The organism is Micromonospora sp. NPDC048905 (assembly GCF_040649655.1).
GTDB lineage: Bacteria > Actinomycetota > Actinomycetes > Mycobacteriales > Micromonosporaceae > Micromonospora.
The window spans coordinates 154,017-175,809 of the sequence record NZ_JBEZFV010000009.1; the positions used below are offsets into that span (position 1 = coordinate 154,017).

A 21,793-nucleotide genomic window follows, 5' to 3' on the forward strand; every position below is an offset into this window, starting at 1 on the left:
CGGCGCATACGCGGGAGGGTAGGCGCGGCGACGGTGGCATGCTGGTACGTATGCCTGAGCTGCGGTCGAGGACCTCCACACACGGTCGGACGATGGCCGGCGCCCGGGCCCTCTGGCGGGCCACCGGGATGACCGACGACGATTTCGGCAAGCCGATCGTCGCCATCGCCAACAGTTTCACCCAGTTCGTGCCTGGTCACGTCCATCTCAAGGACATGGGTGGCCTGGTCGCCGACGCGATCGCCGAGGCCGGCGGGGTGGGCCGGGAGTTCAACACCATCGCGGTCGACGACGGCATCGCGATGGGTCACGGCGGCATGCTCTACTCGCTGCCCAGCCGTGAGTTGATCGCCGACGCGGTGGAGTACATGGTCAACGCGCACTGCGCGGACGCCCTGGTCTGCATCTCCAACTGCGACAAGATCACCCCCGGGATGCTGCTGGCCGCGCTGCGGCTCAACATCCCGACCGTCTTCGTCTCCGGTGGCCCGATGGAGGCCGGCAAGACGATGGCGATCGAGGGCGTCGTGCACAGCAAGATCGACCTGATCGACGCGATGATCGCCTCCTCGAACGATTCGGTCACCGACGAGCAGCTCGGCGAGATCGAACGCTCCGCCTGCCCGACCTGCGGCTCGTGCTCCGGCATGTTCACGGCCAACTCGATGAACTGCCTCACCGAGGCGATCGGGTTGGCGCTGCCCGGCAACGGCTCGACGCTGGCCACCCACGCCGCGCGCCGGTCCCTCTTCGTCGAGGCCGGCCGCACCGTCGTGGAGATCTCCAAGCGGTGGTACGACGGCGACGACGACTCGGTGCTGCCCCGCACGGTCGCCTCCAAGGCCGCCTTCGAGAACGCGGTCGCCCTGGACGTGGCGATGGGCGGCTCCACCAACACGGTGCTGCACCTGCTCGCCGCGGCCCGCGAAGCCGAGCTCGACTTCGGCGTCACCGACATCGACGCCATCTCCCGGCGGGTGCCCTGCCTGGCGAAGGTCGCGCCCAACTCGCCGAATTACCACATGGAGGACGTGCACCGGGCCGGTGGCATCCCCGCGCTCCTCGGCGAGCTGGACCGGGCCGGGCAGCTCAACCGGGACGTGCACGCCGTGCACTCCCCCTCGTTGGCCCAGTGGCTGACCGACTGGGACGTGCGCGGCGGCTCCCCGACCCCGACGGCGGTCGAGCTGTTCCACGCGGCGCCCGGTGGTGTGCGTACCGTCGAGCCGTTCTCCACCACCAACAGGTGGTCGTCGCTGGACACCGACGCGGCCGGTGGCTGCATTCGGGACCGCGAGCACGCCTACTCCGCCGACGGCGGCCTGGCCATCCTGCACGGCAACCTGGCACCGGAGGGCTGCGTGGTGAAGACCGCCGGCGTGCCGGACGACTGCCTGACATTCCGTGGCCCGGCGAAGGTCTACGAGTCGCAGGACGACGCGGTGACCGCGATCCTCTCCAAGGAGATCGTCGCGGGCGACGTGGTGGTGATCCGGTACGAAGGCCCCCGGGGCGGGCCGGGCATGCAGGAGATGCTCTACCCCACCTCGTTCCTGAAGGGCCGCGGGCTGGGCCGGTCCTGCGCGCTACTCACCGACGGCCGCTTCTCCGGCGGCACCTCCGGGCTCTCCATCGGCCACGCCTCCCCCGAGGCGGCCTCCGGCGGGCTGATCGCCCTGGTCCGCGAGGGCGACGAGATCGTCGTCGACATCCCGGCCCGGTCCATCGAGCTGAACGTGCCGGCCGACGAGCTGGAGGCGCGACGGGTGGCCGAGGAGAAGCGCGACAAGCCGTACACCCCGACCGATCGGCAGCGGCCGGTATCGGCGGCCCTGCGCGCGTACGCCTCGATGGCCACCTCGGCCAGCGACGGTGCCTACCGCCGCGTCCCGGAGTAGGGACGCCGCGCGGCCGCGTCTGCGCGATCGACACGAGCTCAGCGATATCGGGGTGTCCCCTGTAGGCGGACACCCCGATATCAGCAATCTCGTGTCGATCAGCACCCCGATGAGTGCCCGGGTGGAGCGGACGGGCCGGCGAAAGGCGGTACCTCCGGATCGACCGCATGGGTTAGCGTGGCGTCGATCTATCTGGGAGGACCCAGATTCCTACGGGGGGAAACAGCGTGCACGTGGCATTGTGGAAGAAGACCGCCGGGGTGGCGGTCGCGGCGCTCACGGCGCTGACTGGCGTCGCCTGCGGCCCGCAGGGTGGGTCGACCGAGACGCCGGACAAGCAGCCCGGCGTCCTGGAGTTGCTTGCCAGTGATCTCAAGGGGTCGCTGCAGAAGACGGTCGACACCACGACCAAGACCGACTCGGTGACCGTGAAGATGACGGGCACCATGAGCGGTCAGCAGATCTCGATGCAGGGTGTCCTGGACCTGGGTGGCGCTCCCAAGGCCGAGATGACGGTGACCGACCCGGAGGGCACCACGGTCGCCGTCCGGATGATCGGCACGGTGTTCTTCGTCGAGATTCCCGCGGAGGACCGCGCGAGCACGGGCGGCAAGCGCTGGGTGAAGATGGATCTGACCGCGGTGGCCGGCAGCAAGGCGGGCGCGGACTTCAGCAAGCAGTTCGAAGAGATGGACCCGATCAAGCAGGTCAAGACGCTGCTCGCCATCGAGGGCACGACGGTGGTGGGGCAGGAGACGGTGAACGGGGCGCCGACCGTCCACTACACCGTCACCACGCCGGTGGCGACGTACCTCGCGCAGATCGACTCCAAGCGGCGGGAGAGCACCGAAGAGATGTTTGCCCAGCAGGGCGTCAAGGACATCAAGGTCGACCTGTGGGTCGACGAGCAGTACCGGCCGCGTCGGGCGGGCCTGGGCATGGGCAAGATGGGCGACATGGTCATCGACTACACCGACTACGGCAAGGCGGTGACCATCGAGGCGCCGCCGGCAGCGGAGACCGCCGACCTGGCCGAGATGCTGAAGGGCATGACCACCACCGGCACCTGACCAGCACCGGATTGCTGCCCGGTCGGCGAGGAGACTCACCGGCCGGGCAACGCCGTCTCTGTTCTGTGGTCGCCGGCTCAGGACGGCGCCCAGGGGCCGCTGACGAACGTGCCGTTTCCGGTGAACGGATTGACGTTTGGCAGGCATCCGCCCAGGTCGATCGTCTGGGTCATCATGACCGGCCCCGGCTTGCCCGGCCCGCCGCACTTCATGTGCGCGAAGCCGAGGAAGTGGCCGAACTCGTGGTTGATGACCCCGGCGTGATAATCCTCGATGCTGACCGGGTATCCCGGTGAGCCCTGGAGCCACCGCCGTAGATTGATCATGATGGTCTTGCCGTACTTGCAGGAGTAGACCCCCTCGGTGTCGACGCCGCTCGCACCGCACAGCCGGTCCACAGTCCTCGGCGTCGCGAGCCGGACATCGACGTCGACACGTCCACCGCCGACCCGCTGGAAGGACCACGACGCCCGGGTCAGATTCACCGCGTCGTTGGTGACCGGGTGCTGCGCCGAATCGGCCCACCCGTTCGGCGCCGCCAACACCTGCTCGATGCTCTCGGCGAACCGGTCCGGCCTCCAGGCCCGGATGTCACCCCAGGCGATCCCCTTCTCCACCGAGACGCTGTAGCGCACCCGCTTCTTACCCGTACCGATCACGCGACCGTTGCCGGTGGCGGTGGTGAAGGTGCCGGCGGCCCTGGTAGGAATCTCCGCGTCGGTCGGGATCTCCGGACTCGGGCTGGAGGTCGGCGGATCGCTGGGGCGCGGCTCACTCGGACCTGGGCGCGGGGTGTCGGCGCCCCCGGAAGCCGGCGTCGACGCCAGATCACAAGCGGCGGTCGCCAGCACCAATGACAACGCGACCGGCGCGAGCAACCGTCCGTTGATCCGCACGTTGCAACCTCCAGGATCGATCACGGTCAGGTGAGGAACACCGAAGGCTAGGTGACCACGAGTAAGGAAAACATCAGGACGACCAGTGTCGATACTCCGGCAAAGGTTGGCGGAGCGGACAGGACGCCTTACGGTCCGTCATCCTTGGTGGATGTGGACCCTTTGCCGGCTCCCGCGACGGCGGCGGCCAGGTATTCCCGACGCCAGGCCAGGGCGGCGGCCACGCTCGGCAGGTACGGCAGGTCGTCGGGCCGCATGGGAACGCCTCGCGGTAGTTGTTCGAGCACGGCGGTACCGCACGTTGATCGTGCTCGAACATAGTTGTAGTGGCCTCCCTGTCGAACGAGGCCACTACAACATGGATCGAGCGCGATCAAGTGCGAACGCAGCGCTGCGACGCGGGCATCAGCCGATGTCGTTGACGCAGCGCAGCACCGGGCGGGTGGTGAGGGCCGCGTCGGCCAACACCAGATCGGCCCGCACGGTGAAGGTGACAGACTCGCCGGGCAGCAGCGTGATCAGCCCACTATCCACAGTGGCCGAAGCGTCCAGCCGGTCCGGGAAGAGCGTCAGGTCACGCAGCACCGTCCCGGCCGTGACCCGGACCCGCTGACCGCCATCGAACGGCTCGACCGCCGCCTCCCAGGCCGCCACAGGCCACTCCACCTCCCGGTCCTCGGCGAAGAACCACAGCGCCCGCTCGGCGGTCTCCCCCGCCTCGGCGAGCAGCAGCTCCCGCCGGGCGTCGTCCGACCGGACCAGGTCCGTCGGCAGCGCCAGCACCACCGAGGAGTACGCCGGGACGTCGAGGTCGACGGAGATCTTCGCCCGGGGCTCCCCGTCGAGGGTCAGCCGGGTCACCGAGGCCGACGCCCGCCAGGTCGTGCCGCCGTCGTTGACCGCGACGAGGGCCAGCCCGCCGTCGCGGGGTTGGACGGTCAACAGCCGGTCGGCGTACGCGTGGCGCAGCGCGTACCACAGGGGTTTGCGGCGGCCGTCGCCGTCGACGGCCGACCAGGAGGTCACCGGCCAGCAGTCGTTGAGCTGCCAGACGATGGTGCCCGCGCAGATGCCCCGGTGGGAGCGGAAGTGCTCGACGCCGAGTTGGATCGCGCGGGCCTGGTTGAGTTGCGTCAGGTAGTGCCAGTCGTCGAAGTCCGCCGGGGCGGGCAGGTGGGCGTCCAGGCCCCGCTGGAGCTTGGCGTCGCCGTTTGCTGCCTTCTGGTGGTGGGCCATGCCGGGTGAGTCGTGCGCCAGGGGTTCGTCGCTCAGTGCCCGGCGCAGGGTCGCGTACGCCGGTGGGGCCTGGTAGCCGAACTCGGCGACGAAGCGCGGCACGTACTCCCGGTATTTGGTGTAGTCGTCGGTGTTCCACACGTCCCAGATGTGGGTGGTGCCGTGTGCCGGGTCGTTGGGGTGGATCGCCTCGGTGCCCGACCAGGGGCTGCCCGGCCAGTACGGGCGGGTGGGGTCCAGGTTGCCAACGATCCGGGGCAGCACGTCGAGGTAGTAGCCGCGCCCCCAGGTGCGGCCGGCGAGGGCCGACTGCCAGTCCCAGTCGTGCCAGGCCCAGATGTTCTCGTTGTTGCCGGTCCACAGCACCAGCGACGGGTGGGGCGTCAACCGGGTGACCTGTTCGGCGGCCTCGGCGGCCACCTCACTGGCGAAGGGCTCCTCCTCCGGGTACGCGGCGCAGGCGAAGAGGAAGTCCTGCTGGATGAGGAGTCCACGCTCGTCGGCGAGGTCGTAGAAGTCCGCCGACTCGTACCGGCCGCCGCCCCAGACGCGCAGCAGGTTGACGTTGGCTTCGGCGGCCTGGTCGAACCGTTCGGCGAGCCGGTCCCGGGTGATCCGGGTGGGGAACGCGTCGTCGGGGATCCAGTTGACCCCGCGGACGAAGACCGGGACGTCGTTCACCGAGAGCGTGAACGGGGTGCCGTGGTCGTCGGGAGTGGTGTCCAGTCGTACCGAGCGGAAGCCGATCCGGTGCGACCAGGTGTCCAGGGTGTCGCCGTCCGGCGCGTGCAGCGTCACCTCGATCGGGTGGAGCGCCTGCTCGCCGTACCCCCGGGGCCACCAGAGCGCGGGCTCGCGGACGGCGAGGATCAGCACGGCCGTGCGCTGCCCGGCCGGGACGACCGTCTCGGCGTGGGCGCCGGCGACGACGGCCCGGACGGTGAGTGGCACGTCCGCGACCCGCTCGATGTCGACGTGCAGCTCGACCCGGCCGTCGCGGCCGTCCATGGTGACAAGTGGACGGACGGTGGCCAGCCGGGCGGTGGACCAGGCGTGCAGGCTGATGTCCTGCCAGATGCCGGCGGTGACCAGGGTCGGCCCCCAGTCCCAGCCGAAGTTGCAGGCCATCTTGCGGATGAAGTGGAACGGCTCCGGGTACGCGTTGGGCCGGTCGCCGAGCCGCTCGCGCTGCGCCTCGGCGTAGCGGTACGCGGAGTCGAACGCCACGGACAGGTCGTTGTCGCCGTCGCGCAGCAGCGCGCGGACGTCGAACCGGTAGCCGCGGTGCATGTTCGCGGTGCGGCCGACCTCGACGCCGTTGACGGTGAGCGTGGCGACGGTGTCCAGGCCGGCGCAGACCAGGTCCACGCGGTCGTGGTCGCCGGTCGGGCGTCGGAAGCTCGTCCGGTAGTGCCAGTCGGTGCGCCCGATCCAGGCCACGGCCAGCTCGTTGTCGTCGAGGTAGGGATCGGGAATCAACCCCGCGTCGAGCAGGTCGGTGTGCACGCAACCGGGTACGGTCGCCGGCACGGCCCGCCCGGCGATGTCGGCGGGCACCTGCGCTCCGGAAGCCGCCCGCAGGGTCCAACCGTCGTAGAGTGCCTGTCGGCTCAACTCCGCACCGCACCTTCTGCATCGAAAGATGCCTACTGAACCGGATAAGCTGAGCCACCGTACGGTTCGGTAATTCGGACTGTCAACGGCCCGAGAGCGAAGGAGTACGCCGGTGAAGCGGCCGACCATCGCCGACGTCGCCCGGCACGCCGGGGTGTCCAAGGGCGCCGTGTCGTACGCGCTGAACGGGCAGCCCGGAGTCTCCGAGGCCACCCGGCAGCGCATCCTGGCCATCGCCACGGAGATCGGTTTCAGCCGCAGCAGCGCCGCCCGCGCCCTCTCCGCCGCCACCGCCGGGGCGGTCGGCCTGGCCCTGTGCCGGCCGGCCCGGATCCTCGGCATCGAGCCGTTCTTCATGGCGCTGATCAGTGGCGTCGAGGCCGAACTGTCCGCCCGCTCGTACGCGCTGACCCTCCAGGTGGTGGCCGACCCGGACGCCGAGATCGCGGTCTACCGGCGCTGGTGGGGCGAACGTCGGGTGGACGGGGTGCTGATCTGCGACCTGCGCACCGACGACCGCCGCATCCCCGCCCTGGAGCAGCTTCAACTGCCCGCGGTGGTGATCGGCGGCCCCGGTGGCACAGGTGCGCTGGCCAGCGTGTGGTCCGACGACGCGGCAGCGCTGACCGAGACGGTGGAATACCTGGTCGCGCTCGGGCACCGGCGGATCGCCCGGGTCGCCGGCCTGCCCGACCTGCGGCACACCGAGATCCGTACCGACGCGTTCGCGGCGGTGTGTCGACGGCTCGGCCTGGTCGACGCGGTCACCGTCTGGTCCGACTACAGCGGCGAGGAGGGCGGGCGGGCCACCCGCCGGCTGCTCAGCGCCGCCCAGCGGCCCACGGCGGTCATCTACGACAACGACGTGATGGCCATCGCGGGGCTCTCCGTGGCCCAGGAGATGGGGCTCACCGTGCCCGGTGATCTGTCCATCGTGGCCTGGGACGACTCGCCACTGTGCCGGCTGGTGCACCCACCGCTGACCGCGCTGGGCCGGGACATTTCGGCGTACGGCGCGCACGCCGCCCGGCAGCTGCTCGCCGTCATTGGCGGGGAGCCGGTGAGCCGGGTGCAGGACGAGACACCGCGCCTGACCCCGCGGGGCAGCACCGCACCACCGCCCCGAGGGAGATGAACCGGTTCAGCGGGAGGCGGAGGGAAACTCCTCGAAGTACGCCTCCACCCGCTCGGCCGTCGCCGGGCGGGCCAGCGCGAACCCCTGCCCGTACCGGCAGCCGCCCCGGCGGGCCACCTCGACCTGCGTCGACGACTCCAACTCCTCGGCGACGATCTCGACGCCCAGCCGCTCACCGACGTTGACCACCACGTCGATCAGCGGTGGCTGCCCGTCCGGCCGGGCGCCCACCACCTCCGGGCCCACCTTGAGCAGGTCGATCGGCAGCCGGCGGAGCTGGGCCAACGAGGCGTGCTCGGCCCGGAAGTCGTCCAACGCGGTGCGGACGCCCAACGACCGCAGCCCGGCCAGCCGGGCCACCACTGTCGGCAGGTCACCCGCCACCCTCGGCTCGCTCACCTCCACCACCAGCCGCTCCGGTGGCACCCCGTACGCGGCCAGCACGGCCGCCGTCCGCTGCACGAAGTCGGGTGTCGTCAGCTCCCGGGTCGTGACGTTCACCGCCATCCACAACTCCCGGACGCCCACCGACCAGTCGGACAACTGCCGGCAGGCCCGGTCCAGTACCCACCACTCCAACTCGCCGACCAGGTCCAGGTCCTCGGCGACCGGCAACAGCTCCGCCGGGAGCACCGTGCCGAGCACCGGGCTGCGCCAGCGCAGCAGCGCCTCCGCACCCACCGGTTGCCCGTCGGCCAGGTCGACCACCGGCTGGTAGACGAGATCCAACTCGCCACGGGCCACCGCACCCGGCAACTCGCGTTCCAGGTCGAGCCGACGTACCAGCTGTTCCTCCAGGAACGCGTCATACCATTCGACCCGGTCCCGGCCCAGCTGCACGGCCCGCCGTCGGGCCAGCTCGGCCTGCCGGAGCACGTCCGCCGGCCGGTCACCGCTCACCTCGGCCAGCCCGATGCTGGTCTGCACCCGCATTTCCGCACCGGCCATCGGGTAGGGCGGGGCGAGCGCGGCCAGCAGCCGGGTGCCCAGCGCGTACGCCAGTACCGGGCCGGCTGCGGTGACCACGGCGAAGCCGGCACCCGTGCAGCCGGTGACCAGATCGTCGGCAGCGATGACGGCGCGGACCCGGTGCACCGCCTCGGCCAGCACGTCCTCCCGGACGGTCGGGCTGATCCCGTCGGTGACGTGCAGGTCCACCAGCAGCAGCGCACCTGACGGTGCCGGCACGTCGCCGATCGCGGCGAGGGCGTCCAGCAGGGCTGCCCGGTCACCGGGCGCGCCACCTCCCGCCGGAGCGGGCCGCCGGTTCAGCGCCGACCAGCCGGCGTCCTCCTCCGCCGGCCAGGCCGAGCCGGTGCCGTGCGCGGTCACCGGGTCAGCCGGGTCGCGCCTGTCGTGTGCGGGGTCGGCCAGCGGGAGATGACCCAGCCAGCGTGGTGGGACCGCGTGGCGGTGCCGCACCGCGCTGCCGGCGGGTCGGCGATGGGCGGCGGGACGCGCGGAGGTGGGGGCGTCACCCGCTCGCAGCAGCTCGCGCAGCACCAGGGGCGGCACCGCCGCCAGCGCCAGCAACACGCTCGTCCGATCCGGCGCGCGGCCGGCGGCCAGGTGCACAGCCGTCGCCAGCAGGAGCACCGCGGCGGGGAGCACCGACCGCGGCCACGCCGAAGCGATCGGCTCCACCGGCTCGCCGTCGCCCGCGTCCGCCGCGTCGACCGCACCGACCGCGACCAGCAACATTCCGAGCACCAGCGGGGGTACGGCCAGCAGGGTCACCCGCCCGCTCGGCGTGGACGGCAGCGTGGCCAGCAGCACCAGCCCACCCAGGGTGAGCAGGACACCGCCCCGGCAGACCGCCGTGCCCGTACGTCGCCGCGGCCCGGCGAACGCGGTGAGCGCGGCCATGCCCAGCCCACCGAGCGCCAACGCGGCCACCAGCCGGAGCGGAACCGGCGGGCCGGCACGGGGTAGCAGCAGCCAACCGGCGAGAGCCAACCCGACGGCCGGGCCGCTCGACTCGACCAGCCCGCGCAGCCGGACCCTGGCGGACGGGCGCGTCCGGCCGGGAAGCCGGCACAGCCCCGCCCCGGCGAGGGCTGCCACGACCAGAGACCCGACCAGCACGGTGACGGTGTGCCCGCCAGCGACCAGCGGCAGTGCGACAGCGGTCAGACCGGCCGTCACCGCCGCCGCGTCGAGCAGCACGCCCGCTCGCCGCAGTGGGCTGTGGACGCGACGCGAGACGGCCAGCCGGGAGAGCCGCACCCCGGCGAGCGTGGCACCGGCGCCAGCCGCCAGCGCGATCACCACCGGAGTCGGCACCAGGTCGAGGGCACCGGCGACGAGAAGCAGCGCCACCGCCGCGGACGTGGCGGTCTCCAGTGCCCGGCGGGGGGCGAGGACGCGGAACGGGTACGCGAGGAGCACGGCGGTCGCCTTCGTGAGGGGGCACGGGGCGGTACGACGGTGCGGGACATCGACCATTCCTGGTCCGCTGTCCAACAATTGTGAACGATCGGCGGCCACATCGGTTACGTGCCGGTCACCCAGAGGAGGCAATGACCTGTGTCACTGTACGACGTACCACCCCCTCGGCACCGCCCGCCGCGAGCCGGACCGGTCCGGGGTGGGATCATCGGAGGGTGAGTAAGCCCGACACGGTCCGCTTCCGCTACAACCAAGCCATCCTGGTCGCCTCGGTCATCGCCTTCATCGGCACCCTGCCCCTGGCGAACGCCCGGACCTACCTGCTGCCGGTGCTGCTCGTCCCGCTCGCCGTCGGGGTGTGGGCCTGGCGGGCCGGCACCGACGCCGACGCGCGGGAACTACGCATACGCGCGTTGGTCGGGCAACGCCGCCTCACCTGGGACCGGGTCGTCGAGCTGACCGCCGACCAGCGCGGACGGGCCGTCGCACGGCTCGACGACGGCCAGCAAATCACCCTGCCGGCCGTCCGTGGCGCGGACCTGCCCCGGCTGATCTCGGCCACCGGTCAGACGCTGCCCCACGCCGACTGAGGTGTCCGGTCAGTAGCCGTCCACGACCGCGTTGATCAGCGGCTGTCCGGCGGCGAACCGGCGAACCTGGTCACCGACCAGGCGGTAGGCCCGCGGCAGCAGGCCGCGCACCGAGCCCGCCACGTGCGGCGTGAGCAGCACGTTCGGCATCAGCCAGAGCGGAGAGTCGGCGGGTAGCGGCTCCGGGTCGGTGACGTCCAGCGCGGCCGAGATCCGGCCGGTGCCCAACTCGGCGACGAGCGCCTCGGTGTGTGCCACCGGCCCACGGGCGGCGTTGACCAGCAGCGCCCCGTCCGGCATCGCGGCCAGGAAGTCCTTGTCGATCAGGCCACGCGTCTGGTCGGTGAGCGGCACCAGCACCACCACCACGTCCGCCTCGGGCAGCAGCCGGGGCAACTCCTCGACCGCGTGCACCCCCTGTTCCGGGCGGGCCGTCCTGGCGACCAGGGTGAAGGTCACCTCGAAGGGGGCGAGCCGGTCGCGCACCGCGGTGCCGATCGAACCGGCGCCGACGATGAGCACCCGCTTGCCGGTCAGCTCGTCGGTCGGGGTGTTCCCCTGGTTCGCCCAGCGCCGGTCGGCCTGGGCCCGGACGAACGCCGGGAACGCCCGCAGTTGGGCGAGGATCGCGGTGACGACCCACTCGGCGGTGGACGGGTCGTGCACGCCCCGGGCATCACAGAGGGTGACGCCCGGAGGTGTCCGGCCGGCCCAGGCGTCCGCCCCGGCGGAGAGCAACTGCACCACCGCCAGGTCGGGCAGCTCACGCAGCAGCGCCGTCGCGTCGGTGCCGGTGAGGAACGGTGGCACCCAGACGCGGACGTCGGCCACCTCCGAGGGCAGCCGGTCGGCGTGCTCCAGAACCTCGACCGTCACATCCGGGGGCAGCTCACCCATCAGCTTCAGGCCGGCCTGGTTCGGAATCCATACCTTCACGTCAGCCGACGATAGTCCCCTCCGCCGCGGCCGGAGTGGGCGCGGGCACGAACCGGCGTCCCGGGGGATGGCGCGCCGGGCCGGGGCGGGCGAGACTCAGCACACCGATGTTCGACCCGGGCCTGGACGAGGTATAACGAAGGGTCGGAGGGCCGGTCGGCCTCCGCCCCAGCAGACAGGTGCTCGATGACCGACGGCTCCCCCGGCACCGCCCGGCGTCCAATCGCCTCACCTGCGGCGCTCGGCGACCCGGGGCGGCTGCGCGCGCTCGCCGACACCGGGCTCGACGCCGTCCCGGACGAGGCGTTCGACAGGTTCGCGCGGCTGGTCAGCGACCTGCTGGACGTGCCGGTCGCGCTGGTCTCCCTGGTCTCCGCCGACCGGCAGTTCTTCCCGGGCGCGGTCGGGTTGCCGGAGCCCTGGTCGGAGCACCGGCAGACCCCGCTGAGCCACTCGTTCTGCCAGCACGTCGTGGACATCGAGGTGCCGATGGTGCTGCCGGACGCCCGGCTCTACCCCCGCGTTCGGGACAACCTGGCCATCGACGACCTCGGCGTGGTCGCGTACGCCGGGATGCCGCTGACCGACCTCTCCGGCCGGGTGCTCGGCTCGCTCTGCGCCATCGACAACAAGCCCCGCGCCTGGACGGCCGCGCAGCTGCGGACCCTGGCCGACCTGGCTGCCGCCTGCTCGTCGGAGCTGCGGCTGCGCATCGCCCTGGACGGCGCGCAGGAGGCACGGCGGCGAGTCGTGCAGGCGCACGAGCGGCTGGAGTTGCTGGCCGGGGTGAGCGAGACACTGGCCGGCACCCTGGACGTGGGCACCGCGCTGCGCCGGCTCGCCGCCGCCATGGTGCCGCTGCTCGCCGACTGGTGCCTGCTCACCCTGATCGGCCCGACCGGCCTGCCGCGCGAGGTGGTCTCGGTGCACCGTGACCCGGCCCGAGCAGCGGACATCGACCGCTTCGGTGAGTTGCTGCGCACCGGGCTGAGCCCGGACTCGTCCATCCGGGCGGTGCTGCGGACCGGCCAGCCCCGGCTCGGCAGCATCGCGTCGCTGGCCGACGTGACGAGGGGCACCACCCACCCGGAGATGGCGCCGATCGCCGCCCGCCTGGGCATCGCGTCCTACCTGAGTGTGCCGGTGCCAGGTGTCGGCGGCACCGTGCTAGGCGCGATCACCCTGGTCAACGGCACCGGGCGGCAGCAGTTCGACGACCGCGACCTGCTCACCGCGGTCGAGATCGGGCGCCGGGCCGGCCAGGCCGTCGGCAACAGTTCGATGTACGGCGAGCAGCGACACGTCGCCGAGGTCCTGCAACACAGCATGCTGCCGCGGCTCCCGGTCGTGCCGGAGCTGGAGTTGGCGGCCCGCTACCAGCCGGCGGCCGACCGGGTGGAGGTGGGCGGCGACTGGTACGACGCGTTCGTCCAGCCCAACGGCGATCTGATCGCGGCGATCGGAGACGTGGCCGGGCACGACATCGAGGCGGCGGCGACCATGGGCCAGCTGCGCAACCTGGTGCGGGGCAACGCCTACGGCCGGCCGGACACGGTCGGGGCGCTGCTGAGCAACCTGGACGGCGCGATCCGCGGCCTGCGGCTGCCGATCGCCGCCACCGCGACGCTGGTCCGGATCTGTCCGCAGGATGCCGGCGGCCACGAGGTGACCTGGTCCAACGCCGGGCATCCGCCGGCCCTGGTGGTCCGTGTCGGTGGGACTGTCGAGATTCTCGTGGCGACACCGGAACCACTGCTCGGTCTGGCCCGGCCGTCGTCGCGGACCAGCCAGTCGACGAGCCTGACCACCGGCGACACCCTGCTGCTCTACACCGACGGGCTGATCGAGCGGCGGGACCGGTCCATCGACGAGGGACTGGCCGAGCTGGTGGTCCGCCTGAACGGCACCGACACGCTGCCCCTCGACAAGCTGTGCGACCTGCTGCTCGCCTCGATCCGCCACCGCGAGGACGACACCGCGCTGCTGGCCGTGCGGGCACGGTGAACGATGCACCGCCCGGGTTGGCCGACACCCATCGGGCTCGACCGAGCCGTCCGGCGGGCTACCCTGGGCCGGGTGAGAGCCCGTCCCCCGTACCCTCGCGTTCGTAACCTCCGGCTGGCCCTCGCGGCGTCCTGCGCGGCGCTGCTGCTCAGCGCGGGTTGCAGCTTCGGCGAACCGGATCCCGACCCGGCCGGCGAGCCGCCCAACCTCCCGACCCCGTCCGTGTCGGCGAGCCCCGGCGGCGCCGGCCAGCAGGCGGTGGCGACGGTCCTCGCGAAGGGTCTGCGGGTGCCCTGGGCCATCGCCTTCCTGCCGGACGGGGCCGCGCTCGTCACCGAACGGGACAGCGGTCGGATCCTGCAGGTCGGCCCCGAGTCCGGGCCGGACGGGCTGCGGGTCCGCCCGGTGCAGACGATCACCGACGTGGCCGCGGCCGGCGAGGGCGGCCTGCTCGGCATCGCCGTCTCCCCCGACTACGCCAAGGACCGGACGGTCTTCGTCTACTACACGGCCGAGCGGGACAACCGGGTCGCCCGGCTGCAACTCGGTGGGCAGCCCACCCCGATCCTCACCGGCATCCCCAAGGCCAACGTGCACAACGGCGGCGGGTTGGGGTTCGGCCCGGACGGGCAGCTCTACGTCAGCACCGGTGACGCCGGTCAACGTCCCCTCTCGCAGGATGTGAAGAGCCTCGGCGGCAAGATCCTCCGGATCACCCGGGAGGGCAAGCCCGCCCCGGGCAACCCGTACCCCGGTTCGCCGGTCTGGTCCCAGGGCCATCGCAACGTCCAGGGTTTCGCCTGGGACGCCGCCAAGCGGATGTTCGCCGTCGAGTTCGGCCAGAACACCTGGGACGAGATCAACCAGATCACCAAGGGCGGCAACTACGGCTGGCCGGAGGTCGAGGGGCGGGCCGGCGACAAGCGGTTCACCGACCCGATCACGCAGTGGGCGACCGAGGACGCGTCCTGCTCGGGTCTGGCCGCCACGGACCGGCTGCTGGTCACCGGCTGCCTGCGCGGCAAACGCCTCTGGGTGATGGAGCTGACCGACACCGGCACGCTGCTTGGCCAGCCCAGTGAGCTGCTCACCAACCGCTACGGCCGACTGCGCGCGGTGGCCGCCGCGCCGGACGGTTCGCTCTGGGTGAGCACCTCCAACCACGACGGGCGGGGCAACCCCGGGGGCGACGACGACCGGCTCCTGCGGGTGGTCTTCGCGGGCGGCGACGGCGGCCGCAGCTGACCTTCGTCACCATCCGTTCAGGTTTACCAAGATCTTCCGACGGGCAGGTCAGAATTTCAGCATGGACGGGCAGCGCGACGAGCAGCACGACGACGCCAGTGATCGGGACGTCCCGGTGACCGACGGCGATTCGCCACGTTCGACGCGCTCGCTGGCCGGCCCCGGCGGGCCGCTGCGCCGCATCGGGCTGATCGTCGCCGTCCTCGCCGTGGCCCTGTCCGGGGCGGTGCTCGGGGTGCTGGCCGGTGGTCAGGTCGACACCGACATCGGACCGTTCCGGGCCAACCTCAGCATCTCCCCCGCCCGCGACGGTGGCACCACCGTCGACATTCCGCCGCTCGGCGCGTTGCTGCTCGACAGCCACGACGGGCCGACCCACCTCACCGTGCGGCTGGGCGCACTCGACCAGGGACGCACCGAGGCGCTGATCGACGACCCGGCCAGCATCAGCCGGGCCAGCCAGAGCGCCGTGGAGGACGTCCGCTCCGGTGTGATGCGGCTCGGCCTACGGGCTCTCGGCGCGTCGGTGCTGGTCACCCTGATCCTGGCCGGGCTGATCTTCCGCAACGTCCGACGGACCGCCTGGGCGGGTGGGCTCGCGCTGCTGGTCACCGCCGGGAGCCTCGGCACGGCGGCGGCCACCGTCCGTCCCCAGGCGATCGAGGAGCCACGTTACGAAGGGTTGCTGGTCAACGCGCCAGCCATCGTCGGTGACGCCCGCCGGATCGCCAACGACTACACCAAGTACGCCGAGCAGTTGCAACGCCTGGTCGGCAACGTCAGCCAGCTCTACACCACCGTGTCGGCGCTGCCGCTGTTGGAGCCGACCCCGGGCACCACGCGGGTGCTGCACGTCTCCGACATGCACCTCAACCCGACCGGCTGGCAACTCATCCGGACGGTGGTGGAGCAGTTCGGCATCGACGTGGTGATCGATACCGGCGACATCACCGACTGGGGCAGCGAGCCGGAGGCGTCCTTCGTCGGCTCGATCAGCCTGCTCAAGAAGCCGTACGTCTTCATCCGCGGCAACCACGACTCCGGCAAGACCGCCGCCGCCGTCGCCCGTCAGCCGAACGCGATCGTGTTGAACAACTCGACGACGACGGTCGCCGGCCTGACCATCGCCGGCATCGGCGACCCCCGCTTCACCCCGGACAAGAACACCTCACCCGCCGGCAGTGGCCTGACCCAGCAGGTCGCCGACCAGGTGATCGACGCGGGCGAGCAGCTCGCGACCACGGTGCGCCGTTCACCCCAGCCGGTGAACATCGCGCTGGTGCACGACCCGGCGTCGGCCGGGCCACTCGCCGGCACCTGCCCGCTGGTGCTGGCCGGGCACACCCACGCGCGGCAGGTGTCCCGGTTGCCCCAGGCGCCCGGCCAGCAGCCCACCGCGCTGATGGTCGAGGGCTCCACCGGCGGCGCGGGCCTGCGCGGCCTGGAGGGCGAGAAGCCCACCCCGCTGACGATGACGGTCCTCTACTTCGACCAGCAGAAGATGCTCCAGGCGTACGACGACATCACCGTGGGCGGCACCGGTCAGTCCCAGGTCAACCTGGAGCGGCACGTGGTGGCCGATCCGGCGCAGGGCGCCCCCGCGTCGGTCACCCCGACGCCGACCGGGGGCGCGCCGGAGTCACCCCAACCCCTGGAAAGCCCGACCCCTACCCCGACCGGCTGATCCGGAGTGCTTTGGTGATGTTCCACTCGGCCAGATCGAGCATCCACTGCCTGTTGGGGAAGTCGGTGTCGGCGATGCGAAGGGGGCCGTCGATCAGGGACAACACCTGCGCATACCGGTAGAGGTCAAGTCTGTGGGGATCGAGGTCTACTGGGCGCAGGGCCGGATAGGCGTCGCCGAAGCGCATCTGGAGCCAGGCGTGTTCCCACTCGACGTCGAAGTAGGCGAGCCCTTCAATGTCGATCATGGCGGGTTCGCCGGTGGGTGTGACAAGCACGTGATCTGGTCCGAGTTCGCCGTGGACCAAGCCGTATGCGTGGCGGGCGGTAACCGCGCCGTGCAGGTGCCGCACATGATCAGCGATCTGGTCGTGCGCGGCGGAGAGCCGGGTGTCGCGAGCCGCCGCTGCGGCGAGGTGGCCGAGGGCCCGGTCGGCGATGATGTCCTCGGTACGTCGAGTCTGGGGCGCCTCGCCGCGCGCGACAGCGGCGAGCTTGCCGTATTGCGGGCTCAGCGTGGTGTGCATGCGGCGCAAGGCTTCACCCAGGGTGGACAGCGGGGTGGCGGCAGCGGCCGGGTCACCTTCGAGCAAGGCTTCAAGCGTCCTCGTGCCGACGTCCTCCACCAGCGCGATGTCGGAGTCCAGATAACCGCCGTCGCGGTCGAGCATCAGCAGCCGGGGGGTCCGCACGCCTGCGGCGGCGAGTGCCGCGTGGTTGACGGCGAACAGTTCCGCGCCCGACGCGTCAGTGAACGGGTCGTCCGGAACAGTGGGTGACGGCGGCCAGTAGTTCTCGCCGGCCGCCCACACGTAGAGGATCACCGTGGTCTGGTCATCCAGCTGAAGCCGGTAGACACCTTTCTTGCTACCGCCGGTCAGTCGGTCCAGGGCGGCGAGCTTGCGGTCAGCGCCGAACTGTTGCGCCACCAGGTCGCGTACATCGTCCGGCTGGAGGAATGCCCGTGTCATGGTCGCCTTTCCGTTGGCGGGCCGAGTTGCTGTGGCCGCCCACCAGGTCGATGCGACCACCAACCCAGCCCCGGCCGGGTCAGCGTAGGGCGATGGCGGCCAAGGCGGCGTTGACGATGCTGCCGGGCAGCAGGTCGTGCAGGTCGTACAGCTCGGCGACGGTGCCGGACTGGCCGAACTCGTCCACGCCGAGCGGCACCGCCGGAGCGCCGACCGCCGACCCGAGCCAGGCCATCGCGTGCGACGCGGCGTCGTGCACGGTGACCACCGGCACCCGATCGGCGAACGCGGACCGCAGCGCGCCCGGCACGCTGGGCACGGTGGCCGTCCGTACGCCCTGGCGCAGGGTGCGCTGCCAGGCCCGGTAGAGCCGGTCGAGGCTCGTCACGTCCACCACGTGCGCGGCGATGCCCTCGTCGGCCAACTCCGCCGCGGCGGCCAGCACCTCGGGCAGCACCGCGCCGGAGGCGGCCAGCTGCACCACCGGGGCGTCGACCAGGTGCGGGTACGCCTGGTGCGCGTCGACCAGCCGGTACGCCCCGGCGACCACCTGGCGACGCAGGACCGCGTCACCGAGGCGCGCCCGGGCCGCCTCGAACGGCGCCTGGTCCAGCGGTCGGGTGCTCAACCGGAAGTAGTACGCGCCGTCCTCGGCAGGCGCGGCGGTCGCGGCCGGGGTCGACCCGCCGGCGATCTGCCCGAGCGCGTCGCAGAGCAGCCAGTCCAGGGTGGTGGCGTACGCCGGCTCGACGAAGGTCACCCCGGGCAGCTCCAGGCCGACCGACGCGGTGATGGTGGACTGGTGGGCGCCACCCTCCGGGGCGAGGGTGATGCCGGACGGGGTGCCGGCCACCACGAACCGGGAGCCGGAGTAGGTGCCGTACAGGAACGCGTCGAGGCCGCGCAGCACGAACGGGTCGTAGACCGTGCCCACCGGCAGCAGCGGCTGCCCGGACAGGTCCCAGGACAACCCGAGCTGGCCGAGCAGCAGGAACAGGTTCATCTCCGAGATGCCCAGCTCGATGTGCTGCCCAGCGGGGCTCTCCGTCCAGCGCAGCATCCGGTCCTCGGTCCAGGAGCGCTGCTCGGTGGGGGCGAACACCCCGGTCTTGTTGATGAACCCGGCGAGGTTGGTGGAGGTGGCCACGTCCGGGGCGGTGGTGACCAGGTAGCGGCCCACCTCCCGGTCCCGCGCCAGGTCCACCAGCACCCGACCGAAGACCTCCTGGGTGGAGATCGGCTTGTTGGCGCGTACTCCCGTGCTCTCCGGGACGGTGACCCCCAGCGCGCGCTCGCGCGGCGCGCGGGACAGCGCCTCCCGGCGGGCGCCGGCCCGGATGCCGGCGGGTGACGCCGGGTCGAGGCGGTCCCACTCGGTCTCGGCGGTCAACCCCTGCGCGGCGCGCAACGTGTCGACCTGCTCCGGGCTGAGCAGCGCGGAATGGTTGCGCGGGTTGCCGGCGATGGGCAACCCCCAACCCTTCACGGTGTACGCGAAGACGACGCTGGGCCGGTCGGTGACCGCGTCGCACTGGGCGTACGCGTCGAGCATCGCCTGAAGGTCGTGCCCGCCCAGGTCGGTGACGAGCGGACCCAGCTCCTCGTCGTCGACGTGGGCGATCAGCTCGTCGACGCCGGTCGGCGCCCCGTCCAGGAACTGCTTGCGCAGCAGCGGACCGGTCAACCCGAACAGCGACTGGTACTGCTCGTTGGGCATCGCGTCGATCCAGTCGCGCAGCGCCTCGCCACCCGGCCGGGCGTACGCCTCGGCGAGCCGGCGGCCGTACTTGACCTCCACGACGTGCCAGCCGGCCGCCTCGAACTGGCCCCGCCACTGGTTGATCCGGATGCCCGGCACCACCCGGTCCAGCGACTGCCGGTTGAAGTCGACGAGCCACATGACGTTGCCCAGCCCGGTGGTCGCCGGGTCGGCCACCGCCTCCCAGATGTTGCCCTCGTCCAGCTCGGCGTCACCGATCAGCGCCACGAACCGGGAGTGCGGGCGGGCACCGAAGTGCGCGTCGACGTACCGCCGGGTGGCCGCGGCGAAGAGCGGCGCGGCCGCGCCCAGGCCGACGGAGCCGGTGGAGAAGTCCACCTCGTCCGGGTCCTTGGTGCGCGACGGATACGACTGGAGGCCGCCACGGGCGCGCAGCCGGGGCAGGTAGGAGCGGTCGAGGTTGCCGAGCAGGTACTGGATGGCGTGGAACACCGGGGAGGCGTGCGGCTTCACGGCGACCCGGTCCTCGGCGTCCAGGTGCGCGAACCACAGCGCGGTCATCGCCGTGACCAGCGAGGCGCTCGACGCCTGGTGGCCGCCGACCTTCACCCCGTCGCCGGTGGCCCGGTCGTGGTTGGCGGCGTCCACGATCCGGGTCGCGAGCCAGAGCACCCGCCGCTGGATCTCGTCGAGGACATCGAGGTCGTGCTCGGTCACGGTGGCTCCATCCGGGCGTCGCCGTTGACGCCCTCGCGAGGGGTGTGCGGGGTGGCCGCATAGCCGACAGGGTTACGGAAGGCCGCCGCCGGGTCACGGCGACGGCCTGCTCCGGGTGGGTCTCTCAGCCCTGGACGCCGAGGCGCTCCAGGATCAGCTCACGCAGGGTCTTGGCGTCGGCCTGACCCCGGGTGGTCTTCATGACCGCGCCGACCAGCGCGCCGACCGCCGCGACCTTGCCACTGCGGATCTTGTCGGCGATGCCGGGGTTCGCGGCGATGGCCTCGTCCACGGCGGCGGTGAGCGCGCCGGTGTCCGACACGACCTCCAGGCCCCTGCTGGTCATGATCTCGGTGGGCGAGCCCTCACCGTCGACCACGCCCTCCAGCACCGTGCGGGCCATCTTGTCGTTGAGCTTGCCGGCGTCGACAAGCCCCTGCAGCTCGGCGACCTGGGCGGGGGTCGCGCCGATCTCGGCCAGCTCCACGCCGCTCTCGTTGGCCCGGCGGGACAGCTCACCCAGCCACCACTTGCGCGCCGCGGCCGGGGTGGTGCCCGCCGCCACGGTGGCCTCGATCAGCTCGACCGCGCCGGCGTTCAGCACCGACTGCATGTCCAGGTCCGACAGGCCCCACTGCTCCTGGAGCCGACGCCGGTGCACCCGGGGCAGCTCCGGCAGGGCGGCCTTCAGCTCGGCGACCCAGGCCGGGTCCGGAGCGATCGGCACCAGATCCGGCTCGGGGAAGTACCGGTAGTCGGTGGCCGTCTCCTTCGAGCGCCCCGGGGTGGTGTCACCGGTGTCCTCGTGGAAGTGGCGCGTCTCCTGGGTGATCCGGCCGCCCGCGTCGAGCACCGACGCCTGGCGCAGCATCTCCGAGCGGACCGCCCGTTCCACCGACCGCAGCGAGTTGACGTTCTTCGTCTCGGTACGGGTGCCCCACTCCGCGCCCGGCAGGTTGAGCGAGGTGTTCACGTCGCAACGCAGCGAACCCTCCTCCATCCGCACGTCCGAGACGCCGAGGGTACGGATCACGTCGCGCAGCTCGGCGACGTACGCCTTGGCCACGTCGGGGGCGAGCGCACCGGTGCCGGTGATCGGCTTGGTGACGATCTCGACGAGCGGAATGCCGGCCCGGTTGTAGTCGACGAGCGACTCCGTCGCGCCGTGGATGCGGCCGGTGGCGCCACCGACGTGCAGCGTCTTGCCGGTGTCCTCCTCCAGGTGCACCCGCTCGATCTCGATCCGCACCGTCTCGCCGCCCACCTCGACGTCCAGGTAACCGTCGACGCAGATCGGCTCGTCGTACTGGCTGATCTGGAAGTTCTTCGGCATGTCCGGGTAGAAGTAGTTCTTCCGGGCGAAGCGGCACCACTCGGCGATCGAGCAGTTCAGCGCCAGGCCGATCCGGATGATCGCCTCGATGGCCGCCTTGTTGGCCACCGGCAGCGAACCGGGCAGGCCCAGGCACACCGGGCAGACCCGGGTGTTCGGCTCGCCACCGAAGTCGGTCGGGCAACCGCAGAACATCTTGGTGTTCGTGCCCAGCTCGACGTGGGTCTCCAGGCCGATCACCGGTTCGAAGCGCGCGACGACCTCGTCGTACGCGGGCAGTGTCGTGGTCATGAGACGCTCCAGGCGCGATCCGGACAGAACCGGTCCAGCCTAGTGGGGTTGTCGGGCCGCCCGTCG

At 71.8% G+C, this 21,793-nt stretch carries 15 protein-coding genes; 7 read left to right on the forward strand and 8 right to left on the reverse strand.

The window, feature by feature from the left end; genetic code table 11:
- Positions 1–50: 50 nt before the first annotated feature.
- A complete protein-coding gene (gene ilvD, locus AB0C01_RS24000) occupies positions 51–1,898 on the forward strand; it encodes a dihydroxy-acid dehydratase (RefSeq protein ID WP_357572156.1) in 1,848 nt (615 codons plus the stop codon).
- Between the two features lie 227 nt (positions 1,899–2,125).
- A complete protein-coding gene (locus AB0C01_RS24005; RefSeq protein ID WP_357572157.1) occupies positions 2,126–2,968 on the forward strand; it encodes a hypothetical protein in 843 nt (280 codons plus the stop codon).
- A gap of 77 nt (positions 2,969–3,045) precedes the next feature.
- On the opposite strand, the gene AB0C01_RS24010 is transcribed toward AB0C01_RS24005, so the two are convergent.
- From AB0C01_RS24010 to AB0C01_RS24020, 3 genes are all read right to left on the reverse strand, one after another.
- On the reverse strand, positions 3,046–3,864 hold the full coding sequence (locus AB0C01_RS24010; protein WP_357572158.1) for a DUF3152 domain-containing protein: 819 nt from the start codon (positions 3,862–3,864) through the stop codon (positions 3,046–3,048).
- 128 nt (positions 3,865–3,992) lie between these two features.
- On the reverse strand, positions 3,993–4,121 hold the full coding sequence (locus AB0C01_RS24015) for a hypothetical protein (protein ID WP_357572159.1): 129 nt from the start codon (positions 4,119–4,121) through the stop codon (positions 3,993–3,995).
- 148 nt (positions 4,122–4,269) lie between these two features.
- Positions 4,270–6,714 carry a glycoside hydrolase family 2 protein gene (locus AB0C01_RS24020; protein WP_357572160.1) on the reverse strand — a complete coding sequence of 815 codons (2,445 nt, stop codon included), beginning with the start codon at positions 6,712–6,714 and terminating at the stop codon, positions 4,270–4,272.
- A gap of 112 nt (positions 6,715–6,826) precedes the next feature.
- Between AB0C01_RS24020 and AB0C01_RS24025 the strand changes: the two genes are divergently transcribed.
- A complete protein-coding gene (locus tag AB0C01_RS24025; RefSeq protein WP_357250659.1) occupies positions 6,827–7,849 on the forward strand; it encodes a LacI family DNA-binding transcriptional regulator in 1,023 nt (340 codons plus the stop codon).
- A 6-nt stretch (positions 7,850–7,855) separates the two neighbouring features.
- Here the strand turns inward: AB0C01_RS24025 and AB0C01_RS24030 are convergent, their stop codons facing one another.
- Positions 7,856–10,237, reverse strand: a complete 2,382-nt coding sequence (locus tag AB0C01_RS24030) for an EAL domain-containing protein (protein WP_357572161.1) — start codon at positions 10,235–10,237, stop codon at positions 7,856–7,858.
- A 215-nt stretch (positions 10,238–10,452) separates the two neighbouring features.
- Between AB0C01_RS24030 and AB0C01_RS24035 the strand changes: the two genes are divergently transcribed.
- The gene (locus AB0C01_RS24035; protein ID WP_357572162.1) at positions 10,453–10,827 is read left to right on the forward strand and encodes a PH domain-containing protein; all 375 of its coding nucleotides are present in this window, start codon (positions 10,453–10,455) and stop codon (positions 10,825–10,827) included.
- 9 nt (positions 10,828–10,836) lie between these two features.
- On the opposite strand, the gene AB0C01_RS24040 is transcribed toward AB0C01_RS24035, so the two are convergent.
- Entirely contained in the window at positions 10,837–11,763 is a 927-nt protein-coding gene (locus AB0C01_RS24040; protein WP_357250667.1) for a 2-hydroxyacid dehydrogenase, read from the reverse strand.
- A gap of 186 nt (positions 11,764–11,949) precedes the next feature.
- Between AB0C01_RS24040 and AB0C01_RS24045 the strand changes: the two genes are divergently transcribed.
- The 3 genes from AB0C01_RS24045 (at position 11,950) to AB0C01_RS24055 (ending at position 16,696) form a co-directional block, all read left to right on the forward strand.
- Positions 11,950–13,767 (forward strand): GAF domain-containing SpoIIE family protein phosphatase, encoded by a 1,818-nt coding sequence (locus AB0C01_RS24045; RefSeq protein WP_357250670.1) that lies wholly within the window; start codon positions 11,950–11,952, stop codon positions 13,765–13,767.
- Between the two features lie 72 nt (positions 13,768–13,839).
- Positions 13,840–15,012, forward strand: a complete 1,173-nt coding sequence (locus AB0C01_RS24050) for a PQQ-dependent sugar dehydrogenase (protein ID WP_357572163.1) — start codon at positions 13,840–13,842, stop codon at positions 15,010–15,012.
- Between the two features lie 61 nt (positions 15,013–15,073).
- Positions 15,074–16,696 carry a metallophosphoesterase gene (locus AB0C01_RS24055; protein WP_357572164.1) on the forward strand — a complete coding sequence of 541 codons (1,623 nt, stop codon included), beginning with the start codon at positions 15,074–15,076 and terminating at the stop codon, positions 16,694–16,696.
- On the opposite strand, the gene AB0C01_RS24060 is transcribed toward AB0C01_RS24055, so the two are convergent.
- From AB0C01_RS24060 to gatB, 3 genes are all read right to left on the reverse strand, one after another.
- A complete protein-coding gene (locus tag AB0C01_RS24060; RefSeq protein WP_357572165.1) occupies positions 16,680–17,666 on the reverse strand; it encodes an aminoglycoside phosphotransferase in 987 nt (328 codons plus the stop codon). The genes AB0C01_RS24055 and AB0C01_RS24060 overlap by 17 nt on opposite strands.
- Positions 17,667–17,745: 79 nt before the next feature.
- On the reverse strand, positions 17,746–20,103 hold the full coding sequence (locus tag AB0C01_RS24065; protein ID WP_357572166.1) for a pyruvate dehydrogenase: 2,358 nt from the start codon (positions 20,101–20,103) through the stop codon (positions 17,746–17,748).
- A 124-nt stretch (positions 20,104–20,227) separates the two neighbouring features.
- Positions 20,228–21,727, reverse strand: a complete 1,500-nt coding sequence (gene gatB, locus AB0C01_RS24070; RefSeq protein WP_238670992.1) for an Asp-tRNA(Asn)/Glu-tRNA(Gln) amidotransferase subunit GatB — start codon at positions 21,725–21,727, stop codon at positions 20,228–20,230.
- Positions 21,728–21,793: the final 66 nt, after the last annotated feature.

What these genes read in the sequence shown, in the direction of transcription:
- ilvD (WP_357572156.1), top strand. Translation starts at nt 51, where the DNA reads ATGCCTGAGCTGCGGTCGAGGACCTCCACACACGGTCGGACGATGGCC.
- AB0C01_RS24015 (WP_357572159.1), bottom strand. Translation starts at nt 4,121, where the DNA reads ATGCGGCCCGACGACCTGCCGTACCTGCCGAGCGTGGCCGCCGCCCTG.
- AB0C01_RS24045 (WP_357250670.1), top strand. Translation starts at nt 11,950, where the DNA reads ATGACCGACGGCTCCCCCGGCACCGCCCGGCGTCCAATCGCCTCACCT.
- AB0C01_RS24055 (WP_357572164.1), top strand. Translation starts at nt 15,074, where the DNA reads ATGGACGGGCAGCGCGACGAGCAGCACGACGACGCCAGTGATCGGGAC.
- AB0C01_RS24060 (WP_357572165.1), bottom strand. Translation starts at nt 17,666, where the DNA reads ATGACACGGGCATTCCTCCAGCCGGACGATGTACGCGACCTGGTGGCG.
- gatB (WP_238670992.1), bottom strand. Translation starts at nt 21,727, where the DNA reads ATGACCACGACACTGCCCGCGTACGACGAGGTCGTCGCGCGCTTCGAA.